Source organism: Pseudomonas sp. MH10 (genome assembly GCF_034353045.1).
GTDB lineage: Bacteria > Pseudomonadota > Gammaproteobacteria > Pseudomonadales > Pseudomonadaceae > Aquipseudomonas.
Map to the genome: position 1 here is coordinate 5,497,285 of NZ_CP133783.1, position 18,751 is coordinate 5,516,035.

At 52.1% G+C, this 18,751-nt stretch carries 18 protein-coding genes, 1 tRNA gene and 1 pseudogene; 16 read left to right on the forward strand and 4 right to left on the reverse strand.

Annotated elements, in window-relative coordinates; translation table 11 throughout:
• Window positions 1-8 precede the first annotated feature (8 nt).
• The 4 genes from RHM59_RS24895 (at window position 9) to nadA (ending at window position 3,638) form a co-directional block, all read left to right on the forward strand.
• Window positions 9-635, forward strand: a complete 627-nt coding sequence (locus RHM59_RS24895; RefSeq protein ID WP_322285646.1) for a GNAT family N-acetyltransferase — start codon at window positions 9-11, stop codon at window positions 633-635.
• On the forward strand, window positions 632-1,831 hold the full coding sequence (locus RHM59_RS24900) for a M20 family metallopeptidase (RefSeq protein ID WP_322285647.1): 1,200 nt from the start codon (window positions 632-634) through the stop codon (window positions 1,829-1,831). The genes RHM59_RS24895 and RHM59_RS24900 overlap by 4 nt, the downstream gene beginning before the upstream one ends.
• On the forward strand, window positions 1,828-2,364 hold the full coding sequence (locus tag RHM59_RS24905; protein WP_322285648.1) for a cysteine hydrolase: 537 nt from the start codon (window positions 1,828-1,830) through the stop codon (window positions 2,362-2,364). The genes RHM59_RS24900 and RHM59_RS24905 overlap by 4 nt, the downstream gene beginning before the upstream one ends.
• A 215-nt stretch (window positions 2,365-2,579) precedes the next feature.
• Entirely contained in the window at window positions 2,580-3,638 is a 1,059-nt protein-coding gene (nadA, locus tag RHM59_RS24910) for a quinolinate synthase NadA (protein WP_322168146.1), read from the forward strand.
• Window positions 3,639-3,878: 240 nt separating this feature from the next.
• On the opposite strand, the gene RHM59_RS24915 is transcribed toward nadA, so the two are convergent.
• Complete coding sequence (locus RHM59_RS24915) at window positions 3,879-5,312, reverse strand: M48 family metalloprotease (RefSeq protein WP_322168147.1); 1,434 nt, start codon at window positions 5,310-5,312, stop codon at window positions 3,879-3,881.
• 151 nt (window positions 5,313-5,463) lie between these two features.
• Here RHM59_RS24915 and RHM59_RS24920 point away from each other — a divergent pair, with 151 nt between their 5' ends.
• Both RHM59_RS24920 and RHM59_RS24925 read left to right on the forward strand, forming a co-directional pair.
• Window positions 5,464-5,715 (forward strand): sulfurtransferase TusA family protein, encoded by a 252-nt coding sequence (locus tag RHM59_RS24920; RefSeq protein ID WP_322285649.1) that lies wholly within the window; start codon window positions 5,464-5,466, stop codon window positions 5,713-5,715.
• A gap of 66 nt (window positions 5,716-5,781) precedes the next feature.
• Window positions 5,782-6,852 (forward strand): AI-2E family transporter, encoded by a 1,071-nt coding sequence (locus tag RHM59_RS24925; RefSeq protein ID WP_322168149.1) that lies wholly within the window; start codon window positions 5,782-5,784, stop codon window positions 6,850-6,852.
• Between the two features lie 81 nt (window positions 6,853-6,933).
• On the opposite strand, the gene RHM59_RS24930 is transcribed toward RHM59_RS24925, so the two are convergent.
• On the reverse strand, window positions 6,934-7,407 hold the full coding sequence (locus RHM59_RS24930) for a peroxiredoxin (RefSeq protein ID WP_322168150.1): 474 nt from the start codon (window positions 7,405-7,407) through the stop codon (window positions 6,934-6,936).
• Window positions 7,408-7,417: 10 nt separating this feature from the next.
• A complete protein-coding gene (locus tag RHM59_RS24935) occupies window positions 7,418-7,981 on the reverse strand; it encodes a glycine cleavage system protein R (RefSeq protein WP_297836046.1) in 564 nt (187 codons plus the stop codon).
• A 326-nt stretch (window positions 7,982-8,307) separates the two neighbouring features.
• Between RHM59_RS24935 and dapA the strand changes: the two genes are divergently transcribed.
• The 9 genes from dapA to RHM59_RS24980 all read left to right on the forward strand — a co-directional run bounded on the left by dapA (window position 8,308) and on the right by RHM59_RS24980 (window position 15,681).
• The gene (dapA, locus tag RHM59_RS24940; RefSeq protein ID WP_322168151.1) at window positions 8,308-9,186 is read left to right on the forward strand and encodes a 4-hydroxy-tetrahydrodipicolinate synthase; all 879 of its coding nucleotides are present in this window, start codon (window positions 8,308-8,310) and stop codon (window positions 9,184-9,186) included.
• 17 nt (window positions 9,187-9,203) lie between these two features.
• A complete protein-coding gene (gene bamC, locus RHM59_RS24945) occupies window positions 9,204-10,319 on the forward strand; it encodes an outer membrane protein assembly factor BamC (protein WP_322285650.1) in 1,116 nt (371 codons plus the stop codon).
• Window positions 10,320-11,078 carry an MBL fold metallo-hydrolase gene (locus tag RHM59_RS24950; protein ID WP_322285651.1) on the forward strand — a complete coding sequence of 253 codons (759 nt, stop codon included), beginning with the start codon at window positions 10,320-10,322 and terminating at the stop codon, window positions 11,076-11,078.
• Window positions 11,079-11,106: 28 nt separating this feature from the next.
• Window positions 11,107-11,817, forward strand: coding sequence for a phosphoribosylaminoimidazolesuccinocarboxamide synthase (purC, locus tag RHM59_RS24955; RefSeq protein WP_322285652.1), 711 nt, complete (start codon window positions 11,107-11,109; stop codon window positions 11,815-11,817).
• 93 nt (window positions 11,818-11,910) lie between these two features.
• Window positions 11,911-12,000: transfer RNA gene (locus tag RHM59_RS24960), tRNA-Ser, on the forward strand.
• 391 nt (window positions 12,001-12,391) lie between these two features.
• The gene (locus RHM59_RS24965) at window positions 12,392-13,045 is read left to right on the forward strand and encodes a dual OB domain-containing protein (protein WP_322285653.1); all 654 of its coding nucleotides are present in this window, start codon (window positions 12,392-12,394) and stop codon (window positions 13,043-13,045) included.
• Window positions 13,046-13,053: 8 nt separating this feature from the next.
• Window positions 13,054-13,497: a DUF488 domain-containing protein gene (locus RHM59_RS24970; RefSeq protein WP_322285654.1), complete on the forward strand. Its 444-nt coding sequence runs from the start codon at window positions 13,054-13,056 to the stop codon at window positions 13,495-13,497.
• The gene (locus RHM59_RS24975) at window positions 13,494-14,093 is read left to right on the forward strand and encodes a DUF4326 domain-containing protein (RefSeq protein WP_322285655.1); all 600 of its coding nucleotides are present in this window, start codon (window positions 13,494-13,496) and stop codon (window positions 14,091-14,093) included. The genes RHM59_RS24970 and RHM59_RS24975 overlap by 4 nt, the downstream gene beginning before the upstream one ends.
• Before the next feature lie 865 nt (window positions 14,094-14,958).
• Window positions 14,959-15,681: a hypothetical protein gene (locus tag RHM59_RS24980; RefSeq protein ID WP_322285656.1), complete on the forward strand. Its 723-nt coding sequence runs from the start codon at window positions 14,959-14,961 to the stop codon at window positions 15,679-15,681.
• Between the two features lie 131 nt (window positions 15,682-15,812).
• Here RHM59_RS24980 and RHM59_RS24985 read toward each other — a convergent pair whose 3' ends face one another.
• A complete protein-coding gene (locus tag RHM59_RS24985) occupies window positions 15,813-17,420 on the reverse strand; it encodes a hypothetical protein (RefSeq protein WP_322285657.1) in 1,608 nt (535 codons plus the stop codon).
• 121 nt (window positions 17,421-17,541) lie between these two features.
• On the opposite strand from RHM59_RS24985, the pseudogene RHM59_RS24990 reads away from it, so the two are divergent.
• A pseudogene (locus RHM59_RS24990) lies at window positions 17,542-18,161 on the forward strand (recombinase family protein).
• The last annotated feature ends 590 nt before the right edge of the window (window positions 18,162-18,751 follow it).

The window sequence follows — 18,751 nt, forward strand, 5'->3', positions numbered from 1 at the left end:
CGCTCATCATGTCAGCATCGACCCCTCGCGCTTTTCCCGCGCCGACACCTGTCGCCCACGTGCCATTGATCATCAAGATTGTCGAAAGCGAGGAGGAGCGGCTCAAGGCGATGTTGGTAAGGGCCATCGTGTACATGCACGAGCAACAATGCCCCTTCAACGAAGAGTTCGACCTCAACGACCATACCGCCACTCAAGTGGTGGGACTGCTCGCCGGCGAACCGGTGCTGACCGCCAGAATTCGCTACTTCAACGGGTTTGCGAAAATCGAACGCCTGGCCATTCGTGCCGAATACCGACGACGCGGGCACGCCCATCAATTGCTCTCGTTCTTGTTGGATATCTGCCGTCAAAAGGGTTTCTCGCGCTTCTACCTGCACGCTCAGATCCACCTTGAATCGTTTTATGCGGGCTATGGATTCCGTTCCGCAGGCAGCCAGTTCTCGTTTTCAGAACATGGCTATGTGGAAATGGTCCTGGAAGAAGACGCTTCTTTCCCACAGCCTTCGAGGCACATCGGTTATCACCCCATGGCCCTTAATCGGCCGGAAAACAGCCTGCACACCGCAGGGCCGTTGGAGCAGCGAGCCAGCGCAACACTTCAACAATTAATCGCCCAAGGGGCGGTAGCGTGAAGCGTTGGTTCTGCGCATGGGCGTTGGTGCTAACCGCCCAAAGCGCCTATGCGCTCGACGAGATAGCGCCGGCTTATTTGCAATTGCTGCAAAAAATCGTCGATATCAACAGCGATTCCCACAACGTGGACGGCCTCGCCAACGTCGGAAATACACTCATCCCCTATTTCGAAGCGCTCGGCTTGCAGGTCACCCATCATCCCCTCGCTGATGGACGTGAAGTGCTGCGCTTCGAAACTGCCAATGCCAAGCCGACAGTTTTGCTCGTCGGGCACCTGGACACAGTGTTTTCGCCCAGCAGTCCCTTTCAGTCGATCCGCCGAGAAGGCGACCGCTTGATGGGGCCGGGGGTGATCGACATGAAAGGCGGGGTGGTCCTGATGCTTAATGCATTGGAGCACCTCAAGAGCGTCGGTCAGTTGGATAACATTCGCGTGGTGCTGAACGATGATGAAGAAATTGGTTCGAGCCAATCCAAATCGGTGCTGCAACAGCTCGCACAGGGCATTCCTTATGGGCTGGTGTTTGAACCTGGCCTTGAAGATGGTGCCGTCGTCAGCAGTCAATCGGGCGTTCGCTGGATCAAATTGACCACCTTCGGAAAAGCCGCGCATGCCGGACTTGAGCCCGAAAACGGTATTGATGCCTGCTTGGACCTGGCGACCAAGATCACCAAATTAGCGGCGCTGGCCGAGCCGGAGAAAGGCTTGCTCATCAATCCGGGCGTCATTGAAGGCGGCAGCAAGCCGAACGTTGTCTGCGAAAAAGCGAGTGTTACGGTGGATGTTCGCTTTCAGGATGTCTCCGATTGGGAGCGCGTGGCTGCCGCCATGGAAACCATTCGCGGCCACAGCGACGTCTACAACAAAAAACTGCAACAAGGCACTCGCACCGAGCTGGTTCAGCTTGCCGAAATGCCGCTACTGCCGGACAGCAATACCCACACCTTGGTCGTCCAGGCCCAGGAAGTCGCCCAATCGCTCGGACAATCGTTCAAAGCGCGCGGGGTCGGTTATGGCAGCGACGGCAACAACCTCGCCAGCCAGAACATATCGATACTGGTAGGCCTCGGCCCCTATGGCGGCGGCATGCATTCCGACAAGGAGTTCATGCAGCTGTCGTCCTACGGTGACCGTCTCGCCTTGGTGACGGCTCTGATTGAAAAATTAAACCCACCCGAAAGGAAGCTTCCATGAAAGCGCTTATCGTGATTGATATCCAACGCGAGTACATCTCTACAGGCCGCAGTTTTCATATTGGTTCAATCGGTCCATCCCTCCAGAATGCTTACCTGATGCTGCAACACGCGCGCAAAGAAGGCTGGCCGATTGTCCATGTCCAGCACCTGCAGGACGGTAATCTGTTCAATGCCGCGTCAGATACCTCGGACTTCATTGACGGTTTTGTTCCTGAAGGGGGTGAAACTCATGCGATCAAGGGTAACTACTCTTCGTTTTCCTCGCCCGACTTCGTGGATTTCGTTAAGCAGCATGCCGACCACGAGTTTGTGGTGATTGGCTATGGCACCACCATGTGCTGCCTGTCGACCATCGTTGAGGGTTATCACCGTGGTTATCGCTTTGCGCTGGTCGAAGACGCCTCGGCGGCACTGGCGGCGGAGGGAAAATCCGAGGCATCTATGCATCAACACGCAGCGGCAATACTCAAGCCATTCGCCCGCGTTACGAGCACAGAACGCGAAACGGGATGTTTTGCCGTCATGAGCTGATAGTGGTTTTGGCGGGAGAAATTGCTTAGATCCCTGGCAGTTCGGCGGCGCCACCGTCGCTGGACACTTCCCGCCCATACGCCCAAGCATCCGGTATAAGCGCAATAAGCATCATCGTTTTGATAGTTTTGAATTGGTAATTAAGGGATTCAGGACTCTGCGCCACAGGTGTAAACTTCGGCATCCGCGCACAAGCGCTTTTAGGTCCAGCGAACATGACGCAGATTTCCGAACGCCTTCTGGTCCAGGCCCATCTCGATGCCAAACAGCCCAAAACGCTGAGCGTCGAAGAGCAGGCTCACTACCGCGCGGCGATTGCTGCTGAGTTAAAAGCGCAAGACGCCGTTTTGGTTGCCCACTATTACTGCGATCCCGTTATCCAGGCCTTGGCCGAGGAAACCGGCGGTTGCGTGTCCGACTCCCTGGAAATGGCGCGCTTCGGTAATCAGCATTCGGCAAAAACCGTGCTGGTCGCAGGCGTACGTTTCATGGGCGAGACGGCGAAAATCCTCAACCCGGAAAAACGGATTCTGATGCCAACGCTGGAGGCGACCTGTTCGTTGGACTTGGGTTGCCCGGTTGATGAGTTCGCGGCCTTCTGCGATCAGCATCCAGAGCGCACGGTGGTGGTCTATGCCAATACATCCGCCGCGGTGAAGGCCCGCGCCGACTGGGTAGTGACGTCCAGTTGTGCGCTGGAAATCGTCGAAAGCCTGATGGATAACGGCGAAAAGATCATCTGGGCGCCGGACAAGCATTTGGGTCGTTATATTCAGCGCGAAACCGGTGCCGACATGTTGTTGTGGGACGGCGCATGTATCGTCCACGAGGAATTCAAGTCCAAGCAGCTTGAGGACATGAAAGCGCTTTATCCCGAGGCTGCGATTCTTGTGCATCCCGAGTCGCCCGAGTCAGTGATCGATCTGGCAGATGCTGTCGGATCGACCAGTCAACTGATCGCTGCTGCGCAATCGCTGCCTAATAAAATGTTTATAGTCGCGACTGATCGAGGCATTTTTTACAAGATGCAGCAGCTGTGCCCGGACAAAATCTTCATCGAAGCGCCAACCGCCGGTAACGGCGCCGCGTGCCGTAGTTGCGCACATTGTCCGTGGATGGCGATGAACACCCTTGAGCGCACCTTGCAGTGCCTGCGAGAGGGCAGTAACGAGATATTCGTCGACCCGGCATTGATCCCCCACGCGATTCGCCCATTGCAGCGCATGTTGGATTTCACCCGCGCCGCACGCCTGAAACTGGCGGGTAATGCCTGACGTCGGTGGAACAGATTGCCAATTATCACGGAGCCAACTTGTTGGCGAGGCTGCTTAGTTGGTGAACCCCATAAGCCGCTCGCCAACAAGTTGCTCCTACAGGTGTTGTGCATCGCTTGAAACACCGGAGGGACCGAATTTATTCGGGAAAGCGTCAATCCTGACACTCTGCAACCTCAAGCCACAAATCCCCCATCCAGTGTGGTACGTCGAGACGTGGCCCCTCCTACCGGGCACGGGTCAGTTCATCATTTCTTTCAGCAATCGCTCTTGCTCAGCAAACTCTTTCTGCCGTGCATCAATGCGCGAGGCCAGTTGAAAGTTGTTGTTAGCCCGCCGCTTGGCGATTTCGAGCTGCTGTTGAGCCTGACGATAGTCACCGGTCAAAGCGAAGTACTCGGCGCGCGCCTGGTTGGAGCCAATCATATTGCCTGCCAACCCGCGCACGTCTGCAACCTGACTCCAGATATCTGGATCGGATGGCCGACTTTTCAGCAGTTGGTCCAATCCTTTTTCCGCTTGCGCAGGCTTGTTCTGTTTGATCAATAAATCGACGCCGGCCTGGTTCAGCGGGTAGTTATCCGGAAATTGCACCTTCATCCGGTCCAGTCGCTGCTGGGCGTCGACCATCTTGCTGTTGGCGACATCAATTTCTACCTGCGCCAAGTTATACGTGATGTTGTTTGGATCTTTGACTAACAGCGGCTTGAGTGTCTCGCGTGCATCATTGATCTGCGAGCCCTTAATTTGAGCGATGGCAAGCCCGTAGCGTGCGTACTCAGATTTAGGGTTTTCATTCAATAACGCGCGGAAGCGTTTTGCAGCAAGGCCGGTGGATTCTTCGTAATACAGCGCAACACGTGCGCGCATCAGTTGGTACTGCAAGCTGTCTTCTTTGCCGCCGGGCTTTTCTTGCTCTGCGCGGTTACGGGTGTCAGCGATCCGAGACTCAGTGACCGGGTGATCCAACAAAAACTCGGGTGGCTTGGCGTCGAATCGGTATTGGCGCATCAGCCGTTCAAACATGTTGGGCATCGCTCGCGGGTCATAACCGGCTTTTTGCAGGTTGATGATACCGATGCGGTCTGCCTCCTGTTCGTTTGCCCGAGAGAAACGCGTTTGTTCCTGGATCGACGCTGCCTGGGTACTTGCAATCGTTGCGATGCCTGCGTCGCCAGCACCAGCCGCGGCCATGACGATACCTGCCAACATGGCTGCCAGGACCGGAATCTGCATGCGTTGCTGCGCCTCAATGCCCCGCGCGAAGTGGCGTTGCGACAAGTGAGCCAATTCGTGAGCGAGCACTGCCGCGTATTCGGCTTCATTTTGCGCGTTGAGAAAAAGTCCGCCGTTAACCCCGACAATCCCGCCAGGGGCGGCGAATGCGTTCAACTCGCGGCTGTCGATCAGAATGAATTCCAACCGGGGGTTTTGCACCTGACTGGTTTCTGCAAGGCGGTAAACCGTGGTCTCCACAAAGTCCTTGAGCTGCGGATCAGATAGTTGCGACACCTGACCGCGAAGCATGCCAAGCCAGGCGCGGCCCAGTTGATATTCCTGTTGTGGGGAGACGATGGCAGAGCTGGCATCGCCCAGTGATGGCAAGTCGTCAGCAAAACTCGGAGAGGCGAGCAGGCAAGCGAGCGTCAACAAGGTAGGGCGCAGAAATTTCATGCACAAGGCTCTAGGCGTTAAAGAGCCCTTACTGTAGCTGGCTCAATGGCTTGCTGACCAGAGTGAGGTATTCTTGTTGCCTGTTTGAGGCGTCCGCCACGCTAATTGGGTGGTTGCAACGCCATTCGATGTGCCTGCCTGGAGAGAAATGATGACTGACGCTGTAGAGCGCCCCGAGGCCTGTGACGCTGAAGTGGACGCCAGTGGCTTGAATTGTCCGCTGCCGTTGCTCAAAGCCAAGCTTGAGCTAAATCGCTTGACCAGTGGTTCAGTACTCAAAGTCATCTCAACGGATGCAGGCTCCCAGCGCGATTTCCGGACCTTTGCCAAGCTCGCCGGCCACACGTTATTGCACGAAGAGGTCCAGGCGGGCGTTTACCTTTATTGGTTACGCAAAGCCTGATGCCCTGTGATTTTATTTCCCCCTCTTAATGATCGTTGCTGACGATGACTGCCTGAAGGATTTTTGATGTTCAAGGTGCTACGCGACTGGATACAGCGGTACTTCTCCGACGAGGAAGCCGTGGTGCTCGCGGTATTGTTGGTCTTGGCGTTCACCATCGTATTGACGCTCGGTGGCATGCTTGCGCCGGTCTTGGCGGGGTTGGTGCTGGCGTTTCTGATGCAAGGCCAGGTCAGCCTTCTGGAGCGTCTGCGGATGCCGGAAGTGGTCGCGGTCTCGTTGGTTTTTGCGTTGTTCATGGGTGTGTTGCTGGTTTTTCTGTTGGTGCTTGTACCGCTGCTTTGGCATCAACTGATCACGTTATTTAACGAACTGCCAGGCATGCTCGCCAAATGGCAATCGCTGTTGCTGCTGTTGCCTGAGCGTTATCCGCACTTGATCTCTGACGAACAAGTGCTGCAAGCGATTGAGGTTGCTCGCGGAGAAACCGGCAAGTTCGGCCAATGGGCACTGACATTTTCGTTGTCCAGCCTGCCACTGCTGGTCAATGCCATGATCTATTTGGTACTGGTGCCGATTCTGGTGTTCTTCTTTCTCAAAGATCGAAAGTTGATCGGGCGTTGGGTCAGCGGTTATTTGCCGCGTGAGCGAACATTGATTACCCGCGTTGCGCAGGAAATGAATCGGCAAATAGCCAACTACATTCGCGGCAAAGCCATTGAGATTGTTCTCTGTGGTGGCGTCACCTACGTGGCATTCATGGCCTTGGGGCTGAACTACGCGGCATTGTTGGCTTTACTGGTCGGCTTGTCGGTGGTCGTACCCTATGTCGGCGCGGTAGTCGTGACGGTGCCGGTGACAATGATTGCGCTGTTCCAGTGGGGCTGGAGTGATCAATTCATTTACTTGATGGCGGTCTACGGCGTCATTCAAACGCTGGATGGCAACGTGTTGGTGCCGTTGTTATTTTCCGGTGCGGTCAACCTGCACCCGGTCGCGATTATCTGCGCAGTGCTGTTGTTTGGCGGGTTGTGGGGCTTTTGGGGTGTGTTCTTCGCGATTCCCCTGGCCACCCTGTTCAAAGCCGTGTTGGACGCCTGGCCCCGTAATGAGCCTACGGTGTCGCCGCTGCTTTAGGATTTTCTGGAAGAGGAGGGCAAGGCGCTTTCGCTGCAAGCTACTTCAATGTGTGCAGGCAGCGAATCCCTTCGACGACAGTTAACCGTTGTTCAATGCTTGCGCGCTTTCCAGTACAGCAGCCACATGGCCGGGTACTTTTACGCCGCGCCATTCCTGGCGTAATACGCCTTTTTTATCAATCAAGAACGTGCTGCGATCTATGCCCAGGTATTCCTTGCCATAGAGCTTTTTCAGTTTGATCACATCAAACAGCTGGCACAGCGCTTCGTCTTTGTCAGAAATCAGTTCGAACGAAAACGCCTGCTTGGTCTTAAAGTTTTCGTGGGACTTCAAGCTGTCGCGCGAAACACCGAACACCACGGTGTTGGCCGCCTCGAACGCAGCGTGTTGATCACGAAAGCCCTGACCCTGAGTCGTGCAACCCGGCGTGCTGTCTTTCGGGTAAAAATAAATCACCACCTGCTGGCCCTTAAGCCCGGCCAGACTAATCGTCTGCCCACTGGTGGCCTGCGCCTCAAAATCGGCAACAGGTTCATTCAACGCAACGGCCATTAATGTTTCCTTACATAGGAGCCTGTGGACGCCAAGGTTCGATCAACGCATCGAGGTTCAGCGCGTCGGCGAAGTCGAGGAACTGATCACGCAGCCAGCTGATCTGGATACCGGCAGGCAATGTGACGGTAAAGGTCGCATTGAGCATCGTGCCGCCTGTTTGAGGCGCCTGATACGTATCGCAAATGAGGTTTTCCAGCTCGACGTTATGATCGATGAAGAACTGACAAAGCTCATTGATGATGTCCGGACGGTAAGCCGAGCTGACGTAAGCCACATAAGGCAGAGCCTCAGGACGGCTTTCCAGGCTGGCGCTACGCACGACACTGACGGTGAAGGCGTGCTTTTTCGACAGGCTCGGTAAACCGGTTTCCAGACGGGCCAGAGCGTCCCAGCTGCCTGAAACCTGAAGAATCAGCGCACTGTATTCGCCATGACGAGTCAGACGTGAACTCACCACTGAACAGCGGTTTTCATGACTGGCGCGGCACAGCACGTTGGTCAGCTCCATTGGGTTGGCGCCAAGGGCACTGATTACAAGGAATTGTTCGCGAACTGTGGGGGTGGACGACATGCAGCATTCCTAGGCGATGAGCGGTGAGTACATACGTTGGGCTTGCACGGCTGATTCGACAACCAATTCTCGTCTACTGCAACCCAAACCCCGGTGCCGCTTGCCTTCATGGCCAGGCCATGGTGGGTCGCGACCTCGTTGGAACAAGGGTTTCGACGGAAAATTCGATCGATTGAACGCGCTGCGCAGATGACCCGTACTGACCAAAGAACAAAGGGTAGCGAAAAGCATCGCTTAGGGGAATGCTCGTAGCACGGTACTTCGCTTGTGCAAGCCTGATAGCGCCAGTACCATTACGGCTCTCTTTTTCCGGCAGGAGCGGTCGCATGATTGCGGGCAGCATGGTGGCACTGGTCACACCGATGGATGCAAATGGTCGTCTTGACTGGGACAGCCTGAGCAAACTGGTGGACTTCCATCTGCAAGAGGGCACCAACGCGATTGTTGCGGTCGGCACCACTGGTGAGTCGGCCACACTCGACGTCAGCGAGCACATAGAAGTGATTCGCCGCGTGGTAGCCCAAGTTGCAGGGCGTATCCCCGTCATCGCGGGAACAGGCGCGAACTCTACTCGCGAAGCGATCGAGCTGACGCGTAACGCGAAAACCGCAGGCGCTGATGCGTGCCTGCTGGTTACACCGTATTACAATAAACCGACGCAAGAAGGGCTGTATCAGCACTTCAAGCTCATCGCTGAATCAGTCGATATTCCGCAGATTCTGTATAACGTGCCAGGCCGAACGGCGTGCGACATGTTGGCAGACACGGTTGTGCGTCTGTCCACGGTGCCAAATATCATCGGCGTCAAGGAAGCCACTGGCGACCTGCAACGTGCCAAAGACATTCTGGCGCGGGTCAGCAGCGACTTTCTGGTGTATTCCGGTGATGATGCGACGGCTGTCGAGCTGATGTTGATGGGCGGCAAAGGTAATATTTCAGTAACGGCAAACGTGGCGCCACGTGCCATGTCCGATTTGTGCGCCGCCGCGATGCGTGGTGATGCTGCCACTGCTCGTGCGATTCACGAAAAACTGATGCCGCTTAATAAAACCCTGTTTATCGAATCCAACCCAATTCCCGTGAAATGGGCGCTGCATGAGATGGGCATGATGCCGGACGGCATCCGTCTGCCGCTCACCTGGCTCAGCGAGCCCTGTCACGAACCGCTGCGTCAGGCCCTGCGCCAGTCCGGTGTATTGCTTTAATGAGGAAGTATCACGCAATGAAGCGATTGGCCGGACTGTCCGCACTAGCCTTGATTATCTCCAGTACCAGCGGCTGTGGCTGGATTTGGGGCCCTGAGGGTTACTTCCGTGATCGCGGCAGTGATTATCTGGCGGCGCCTCAAGCGGCGCCTATGCAATTGCCACCCGACATCACCGGTGTGAAACGGCTTGATCCTTTGCTGCCGATCCCGCGTAACGTGGCTAACGAAACAACCAAGGGCGAGTTTGTCGTTCCACGTCCTCAGCAATTGCCAGTGACCGCAACTGCCAGCGATTTCAGCCTGCAGAAAACCGGTGAGTCGCGCTCGATCCTGGCTCAGCGTTCGCCTGCCGAAGTTTGGCCGATCGCGCATCAGTATTTTGAAGACAACGGTTTCCGCATTGGTGACGAACGTCCGCAGACCGGTGAATTCAACACCAGTTGGCAGCGTATCGATGGGCTTTCTTCCGCGATGGCCAAGCGCCTGACCGGCAGTGGCGCCAGCGCCGACACCGAAACTCGCGTGCGTGTTCGTATCGAACCGGGTGTGCAGCGCAACACCAGTGAAATCTACGTCGTCAGCGTTACGCGGCCAGTGGGCAGCACGGCGGACGTCGACTTCCCAGCGAACACCACCAACCTGGGCCTCGATTCCGCGCTGACCGACGATCTGCTGGCCAGCATGAGCCGCAGCGCTGAAAAAGGCGGTTCGGTTTCCCTGCTTGCTGCGCGTGACTTCGATACTCCGAAACGCGTTGCCTTGAGCGTCGATGGCAGTGGTAACCCGGTATTGAACGTCGCTGACGACCTGGACCGCGCATGGTCAAGCGTCGGCCGTGCCTTGGATCAAGGTGATTGGCGCGTAGAAGACATCAACCGCAGCCTGGGTCTTTACTACATCAACTTGGCCGAGAAGGCGAAGACGCCTGGTAACGAGCCTGGATTCTTTAGCCGTCTGTTCAGCAGCACGCCGGATAAAGAACAAATCGAAGCCCGTGCCGAACGTTATCAAGTTCGCTTGAGCAAGGTGGGTGACAGCGTGCAGGTGACGGTCGAGAAAAATATCAACACCGTAGCGCCTCCTGATGTAGCGCGCCGCGTGCTGGGTATCATTCAAGACAACCTCGGTTAAGTGCGTTTCGCTGTTTTAGGCAGTGGTAGCCGAGGGAACGGCACGCTGGTCGCCAGTAACGACACGTATGTGCTGGTGGATTGTGGTTTTTCACTGCGAGAAACCGAGCGACGTCTGGCGCGTTTAGGCGTTAGCCCGCATCAGTTGAGTGCCATTCTGGTGACCCACGAACATGCCGACCACGTGCATGGCGTGGCTTTGCTGTCACGGCGCTACAATCTACCGGTCTACCTCAGTAACGGCACCTTGCGCGGGATGCGCAAACCTGTAGAAGCCGCAGGGTTTCTGTCAGGCGGTCAACCATTGCAGGTGGGCGCACTGAGCATTGATGTGGTGTGCGTTGCCCACGATGCCCTTGAGCCGACGCAGTTTGTATTCAACGACGGCCAGCGCCGATTCGGCTTGCTGACTGACCTTGGTTCCTACGGCCCTGCGGTGTTAAAGAGTTATTACGGACTGGATGCGTTGATGATTGAAGCAAATCATTGCCGCGACATGCTGGCCAGAGGTCGCTACCCGTATTTCTTGAAAGAGCGGGTAGGTGGCGAACTGGGACATTTGAACAATCATCAGGCTGCCAACCTGGTGAGCGAGTTGGGATGGCAGTCGTTACAGCATTTAGTGCTGGGCCACCTCAGCAGCAAAAACAACCTGCCGCAGCTGGCCCGGCAATGTTTTGTCGACACCCTCGGGTGCGACCCGGACTGGCTGCAATTGGCCGATCAAGATTCAGGGCTCGACTGGCGACACATCGCCTAGCCCAACTACTTAGCAAGCGGAGCCCATCATGGAAAAACGTGAAGAACTCTACCGCGGCAAAGCCAAATCGGTTTACACCACCGATGACGCTGACCGCTTGATTTTGTTGTTTCGCGACGACACCTCGGCGTTCGACGGCAAGCGCATCGAACAGCTTGATCGCAAAGGCATGGTGAACAACAAGTTCAACGCCTTCATCATGCAAAAACTCGAAGAAGCCGGTATCCCGACCCAATTCGACGCGTTGCTGAGCGACACCGAATGTCTGGTCAAGAAACTTGAGATGATCCCGGTCGAGTGCGTCGTGCGTAACTACGCAGCGGGCAGCCTGGTGAAGCGCCTGGGCGTGGAGGAGGGCATCAAGCTCAACCCTTACACCTTCGAACTGTTCCTCAAAGACGACGCCAAAGGCGACCCGTTCATCAACGAATCCCACGTCGTGGCGTTCGGTTGGGGCACGGCAGAAAACCTGGTCCGGATGAAAGAGCTGTCGCTCAAGGTCAACGAAGTCCTGACCAAGCTGTTTGACGACGCTGGCCTGCTGCTGGTCGACTTCAAACTTGAATTCGGTACCTTCCACGGCGAAATCGTCCTCGGCGACGAATTCAGCCCAGACGGCTGCCGTCTGTGGGACAAAGAAACCCGCAAGAAAATGGACAAAGACCGCTTCCGCCAAGGCCTCGGTGGTGTCATCGAAGCCTACGAAGAAGTCGCCAAACGCCTCGGCGTCCCGCTTTAACGCAAAAATCTACGCAAGCGCCTGATAGCACGCGAAAATTTCCTCCGCAGGGGGGTTACGTTCGGCAGATGAACTGTTATCATGCGCGCCGTTGGAGAGATGCCAGAGTGGCCGAATGGGACGGATTCGAAATCCGTTGTACTGGCGACAGTACCTAGGGTTCGAATCCCTATCTCTCCGCCATATACAGAAAACCCTGTGAATTCAGTTACTTAGAGTTCACGGGGTTTTTCATTTGTACTACTCAATTGTACTACTCCAGACGGCCCTCCAGCGCCTTGTACCGGTCTTCATGGTTCCTTCTGATCCGTTCGCCCTGCCACCTTGCAAGCGCTCACAGGGCATATCAGGCTCTCCCTTCCTACGCAAGAGCCATCGCTCGCTGACGCCTCCCGGGGCAGTTTGAGGCTGTCCATAGCCTGACCGTGGCGGGTGGCGGAATAGTGGCAAGCGAAATGTGTGCATCATCCCAAGGTCGAGCTTGATTAGCTCAAGTGGTAAGGAGACGATGGAGGTTGGCACATCGCCATCACGGAAGATCTGACAAATGGCATATGTATACCAGATGGTTTGCTTGGCTAACTCCAAAAAGCCGGGAGGAAAATGTGTCGCTGGAAAAGTAACGCTTGGGCAATATCAAAATAATTGGATTCGCCCGGTCGCACCAAGGCAAAACCGAGCAATTACTTTGCAGGACCAGATTTATCTAAGTGGTCAGTATGCCGGTCTGCTCGATGTGATAAACATTTCGTATACAGGCCTTCAGCCGGGAACCTTCCAGCAGGAAAACCACATCATTGATACCAGCTTGCACTGGGGGCCAGCCGGTCGTTTCGACCGCTTAAATCTCCATACCCTAGTCGATGGGCCACCTAGGCTTTGGCCTGACTCAGTTGATGACAGTTACTCAGGTCTCAACGACCGGGTTCCGGGAGCTAGCTTGGTTGGGCCAATCAGCACCCTCTATCTCATTCAACCCGTAAATGTTTCCATAAAGGTGTCAGCCGAAGGGGCGCAATGGGGAGACCAACGGCTTAGAGTGCGAGCTTTCTTCACTTATAACCGCGTCAACTACGGTTTGATGGTCACTGACCCCACCTATGAAGCCACCTATGTTCAGGCTGGTGCAGGTCGGTATCAGCCAGATGACATCACATTTTTCACTGTGAGCCTTGGCGAAATTGATAGCCGTGGCTTTGCATATAAGCTTGTCGCCGCTGTGTTTTGAGGAAAGAAATGAAAATCTTTACGATAGGATTCACAGAGAAGAAAGCCGAACGGTTTTTCTCACTGATTAAATTGTCTGGCGCAAAGCGAGTGGTTGATGTTCGACTGAATAATTCCTCACAGCTTTCGGCTTTCGCTAAAAAAGATGATTTGAAATATTTTCTTAAAGAATTGTGTGGTGTTGATTATATTCATATGCCGGACCTTGCCCCAACGAAAGAAATTCTTTCGCCGTATCAAAAAAAAGAAATTACTTGGCAACAGTATGAAGACAAATTCTTAAATCTGATGTCCAAAAGAAGCGTTGAAAAGCACGTTAAACCTGAGATGATTGATGAGGGTTGTTTGCTGTGCAGCGAGCATTTACCCCACCAATGTCATAGGCGACTGGTGGTTGAATACTTGAAGTCTTCATGGAGTGAAACTGATGTGGTTGTCAAAGATTTAATATGAATAACGATGCAAAGGTGTTAATCGCATACCCTGGTGATTTTCTTTCTTATCCAAAATTTGAAAGGAAGGTGGCTAGAATTATAAGCTCACTTGAGAAGGTTGAGCTTATTTGTGTGTCTGATGAAAACCATTTTTGCAAAAGGTTGAGTGAAGAACATCAGTTGCATTTCACCATTTGTGCCAATGAGAAAGCAGCTCTCGATTTAGCTACTCATGCGATTCTGTTTCAAGATGGAGAAAGAAATTGTTTCTTTCTGCTTTACAATGAGTTGAGAGACAGAGATATTCCCATTAGAACTTTGAATTTGAAAATTACGAAGGTTTCAAACAAAGATTTGGGGCAGCGCTATGATGTTTACATTGGTCGTGGAACCCTGTGGGGTAACCCTTATCAAATAGGGGCTGAAGGCACTCGGGATGAAGTCATAGCGAAATATTCTTATGACTTTGAAAGAAGATTTGTAAAGCTTCCCGAGAAGTTCAATGAAAATATCGAAAAGCTCAGAGGCAAAACACTAGGGTGTCACTGCAAACCTGCTGCATGTCATGGTGATGTAATCGCTCACTATCTGAACTCGATAGACGATGGTGAGTGAATCTGCGAAACAAACGAAGCCTCTCGAGTAGGAGGTTTTTTGTGGCTTGATTTTACACTGGCATGGACGTCTACAGGTGTTGAACAATAGCTGTAAAGAAAGTTTCCTCAAAAAAATCCCTTCTAAACAAGCTATGGCTGGCTGTCTCTTCCTAGTCTTCTTGTTTGTTACCACCATAAAGCTTCTCAAATACTAAGTGTGACTTTTGTTTGATGCTGTCATCGCAACCATCAGGATGCGCCGTATATAGCGATACAGCCCTTAGCCGCACACACCCTACAGGGTTGCTAGGTGCGCGGCTCAAACGGGCTTATAGTCGCCCTTGATGCGAGGTTCAAAATTATGGTGCCTGTCGCACAATGTTTTGGTATGCACATCGCAATACCAACTTAAAATTATTTTTTCAAAGTGTTTAGAATGGGCTAGGCGCGGCTGTATAATGGGTCGTATACCACCCCCCAAAGAGCGTAATGTCTAGCTTCCGATTGTGGGGGGGAGGGGGGCACGCTCCCGGCAGATGATTGTATAAAATTCAAAAGCGCTATTTTTCGCGAATAGCCTTCGGCCTAAAAAAGCTTGACTTGCAAACACTAAAATACTCCCCAAGCCCATGTACTGTCGGGCATTCGCTGTATTCTGTGGGCGGGATCTTTAATTCTCTATTGTATTCTACTGTATCTATTGGGGTGTTAGGTCTGTGAAGGAAGGAGGTAGTGTAAGGGGTGTGGAGAATACAAGAAATACAAGAAATAAAAATCGTACGGATAATACTGGGTAATACAAGGCAGCTCAGCTTTCGTGTTACTAATAATTGAAGTGGTCTTTCACGCATCCAACCAGGATACAAATTTTAATAAAAATTATTATGTTAATTGATAAAGAATATTACTTCCACAATCGGTTCATGGAAGTTCCGGTCAAGTGTGATTCGTCATACCCATCGATCACCAAAATTTTAGAAGCACTGTATGTGATGATTTATGAGGGTACAAAAGCCCGCTCTAGGCCACGCGGCTATCATGTCAGACTCAGATTTACAAAAAAAATGACAAGTCAAACATTCAGTGCACGTCTTTCTACTTTTTACAAAAGAAAGTCTGGCTATACACCATTGCGATTAACGGTGGTGGAGTGCGATGAAGACGAAGAGGGCTTACATCATCACTTCGCTATAATATTGAACGACAGGCTAGATCGGAGATCAAGCTTACAACGTTTTATGGCACAGCTCTTGGCTGGTGGTTTTCTAGCGGACTACAAGGTTGTCTGCCCTGACACTGACGCTTTTGGACATCACCTCCGGACCCTTGAAGAAAAAGATAGCTACTTTGAATGGATGACCTATCTGGCGAAAGTCGCAACCAAAGCCGATACTGGCCAGGTTTGGAGTACGTGTCGAGTTGTCAGTCGTGCGTTGAAAGAATGGAAACTCGCTGGCAAGCCTGATTTACGAAAACAACTATTCGACCAACACCCGAAAGATAGCGTCGCGGTTGTTGATATTTTTGAAGACCTGCAATTGGTTATATACCGCACCATTGTTATGGTGCCGCGTACAGCCTCTACGGCGTCGCATAGGACGATCTAAGTGGCAGCCCTATGGGGGCACTGGTTTTTGCGTTATAGCCTCGTAGTGACGATTGTAGGCGTTTTGGGGGCTGAATTCACACGGCTCAGATGTGCTTGGATCATCTAACCCCCCACGCTCACCATTAGAAATCAATCATGTGCTGGAACTGCTTCTGTCAATCTCCGAACAGGGAATGTTGGGGAATAATAATCCACATAGTGATCTGATGCATTGGTCATTTTTAAAATCATCCGATCAAACATGATCCTTAGAAGTTTGCTGCCACGAATGACGTCAATATGTCCATCTTCTACCAATTCATTGCCGTGTGCCGCATTATTTCTTTGCTGCCATGCGGACAGTTCCAATGCCCCCAGAGGTATATCCAGACTATCCAAAAAGCGCTCCATCACTACTTTCTGAGGTGCCCGATTCAAATTATCAATTTGCTGGGATAAAAGCTTTGCTTCCGATTCGGAAAATCCACCAGAGTCAAGTAATAATATGATTTTTTTACGAAGCTCCCGCCAATCCTTCTTGAGTAAGATCGACCCAATTGAAAGCTTCCCGGAAACCTCAATATACCGCTTCTGCAATGACTCAATGGCAGCGCCATAATGAACTGCTGCAGCATGATAGGGTGCACAATGCGCATGCCAATATTGCCAAAATACATCTTCGAATCGATACTGATCGTAAGCATCAAACAATGAGTTTATGATCCGAGATGTCAACGCCGGATCTAGCTCCCCTTGATAAGTAAAGCCAAGTGGTGCCGCAGGTGATCGGTATATTTCAAAGACTCTATCGCCGATTGTGTACGCACTTATTGATTTAAAATAGCCAAGTCCACCATCTTTTGAGAACCCGGCCGTCCCCACATATACCAAATAAATTCCGAGTGCAAATGAAACGCAATCTTTGATCTTTCTGCGAACGTCATCGGGTGTTTCTTTTTTGTATAAAATGTACCCCCGCTTAGGCCCTTCGTTTAGTTCTGAGTGGCTACGACCTATAATTATGTCATTTCCAGCGACTGACAAAGCAAAACAGGAACTCCCTGATTTAACCATGTTATCGCTCGAATTTAAAATTAACTCATCATTGCCGCTAATCCACCGCACTGTACGAGTGCTCTCTTCTTCGACCCTTTTACTATGCGGCCATAGTAAGCTTCCATCATCCATATTAATAAACCAGTCGACTTGCATATCCACCGTCACATTTGGAAATGTAGCCTCAATATGACCGACGATTGATTCCTGCTTTGTTACCGAACCACCAGAAATATAATTATCCGTTTTGCGGTGATCAAATCCAATGACACCCACTGCCCGTGCTGTGCATCCGAGGTAATCTTCGAAATACACCACATCGGTATTAACTCGTAAAGTGCCTGGAGGCCATTCGACTTCGGATGTTTTAGCATTTCCGGCGGATATTGTAGAAAGGATGATTTGATGCTTCGAATTTCTTTTAATTGAAAAGCTTTTAACAGGTCCGTACAAAGGCCCAGAATCCGTCAGCCGATATCTGGAAGATAGAAGAATCTCTTCAAACTGTTCCCATTCGCAAACACTCATTACCACCTCTACCGCTGTTAATGAAGACCAATTATAAGGACGCCAAACGATCAACGCGACGTGTGCTAATCGTTGCACTGCGTCGACACATATCACAAAAATCAAACATTCAGGTAAATGCCCAAAAATGGCCGTCTCACCCCCCCCCACACACACCGCAAATTTTCCGATCAAAGGAGTCTACTTATCTGGTAGCCAGAAACTATTTGGCGCCAGCTATCAAATATCATTTAGTGATAGCTATATGATCTTGTTATCGTTTGTCTATCGAAATTGATGACTAAGGATAGCAGCGATGAGAGCACATTTGTACTTGAGAGCAAGCACGAAGGACCAAGACGCTTTGCGTGCCAAGGTAGCTCTGGAAGCGTTCGCTGCTGACAAGGGTTTATCCATAGTCGGCGTATACGCTGAGAACATTTCTGGCACCAAGTTGAATCGTCCTGAGCTAATGCGTCTGCTGGACGTCGCTGGGAAGGGGGACGCCTTTCTGTGTGAGTCCGTTGACCGGCTTAGTCGCCTTTCGCAAGAAGACTGGAGACGCTGAAAGGAACCATCAAGGCCAAGGGGCTGCGTCTGGTAATTGCCGACCTGCCCACCAGCCATATGATGGTCGAGGATAAGGGAATTACCGGCCAGATAATGGAAGTCATCAACAACATGCTGCTTGACCTCATGGCTACTATGGCTCGATTGGATCAAGAGAAGCGTGTCGAACGCATAAACCAAGGATTGGCGAATAAGCGCGCTGTAGAACCTGACTGGAAGCCAAGCGGTAAAGGTAGAAATGATGAGTTATGGACGATGGTAATGACTTCCATTGCCAAGCATCCAACCATGAACGCTGATGAGATTGCTAAGTTGGTAGTCTGTGGAATTGCAACGGTGTACAGGATAAAGCGTGAATTAAATTAGCGCGTAAGACAGTTTGATTCAGACCGTAAGATTAGTGGTAGATAGATATGCTGGCATAGAAACCGCCACAGAATGAATTTCCAGAGCTGAGATTGGGTGCCTAAGATTCCACGCATAGGACATGTTTGTGACATTAGACAGCGAGCCGCTGTTCGATTAAGGAGATACGGAGTGAGTATGCTAGAACTGATTTATCATTACACGACTGAGACGCATCACCTCCCGAAGATTCTTACACACGGGGCTTTGCTTCCAAGTAATGCAGGTGCCGCAAATGAACCTCCGTTACTGTGGTCCGCTTCCGTCTTTCAAGCGATGATCCACGCCTGATGAATTGGGTGGAGGCTTGCAAATATGCCGGTATGACCAGCACCACCCGCCGTAAGCTGGAGAAAGAAGGCAAGAAACGGGTGGTTCACACATCGATTGGTTTGCAATTTCAGGGAGTGTGCCGATTAGTGAGTTAAGTCTACAGCGGTACGATGGCTCCCAGTGGGTGAGCTACCCCACGTGTAAGATAGAACCAGTCGTTCCTATCTGATACTGGGCGGATCAACCGCATCTCCCATGCAAACGACTATCTTACAAAT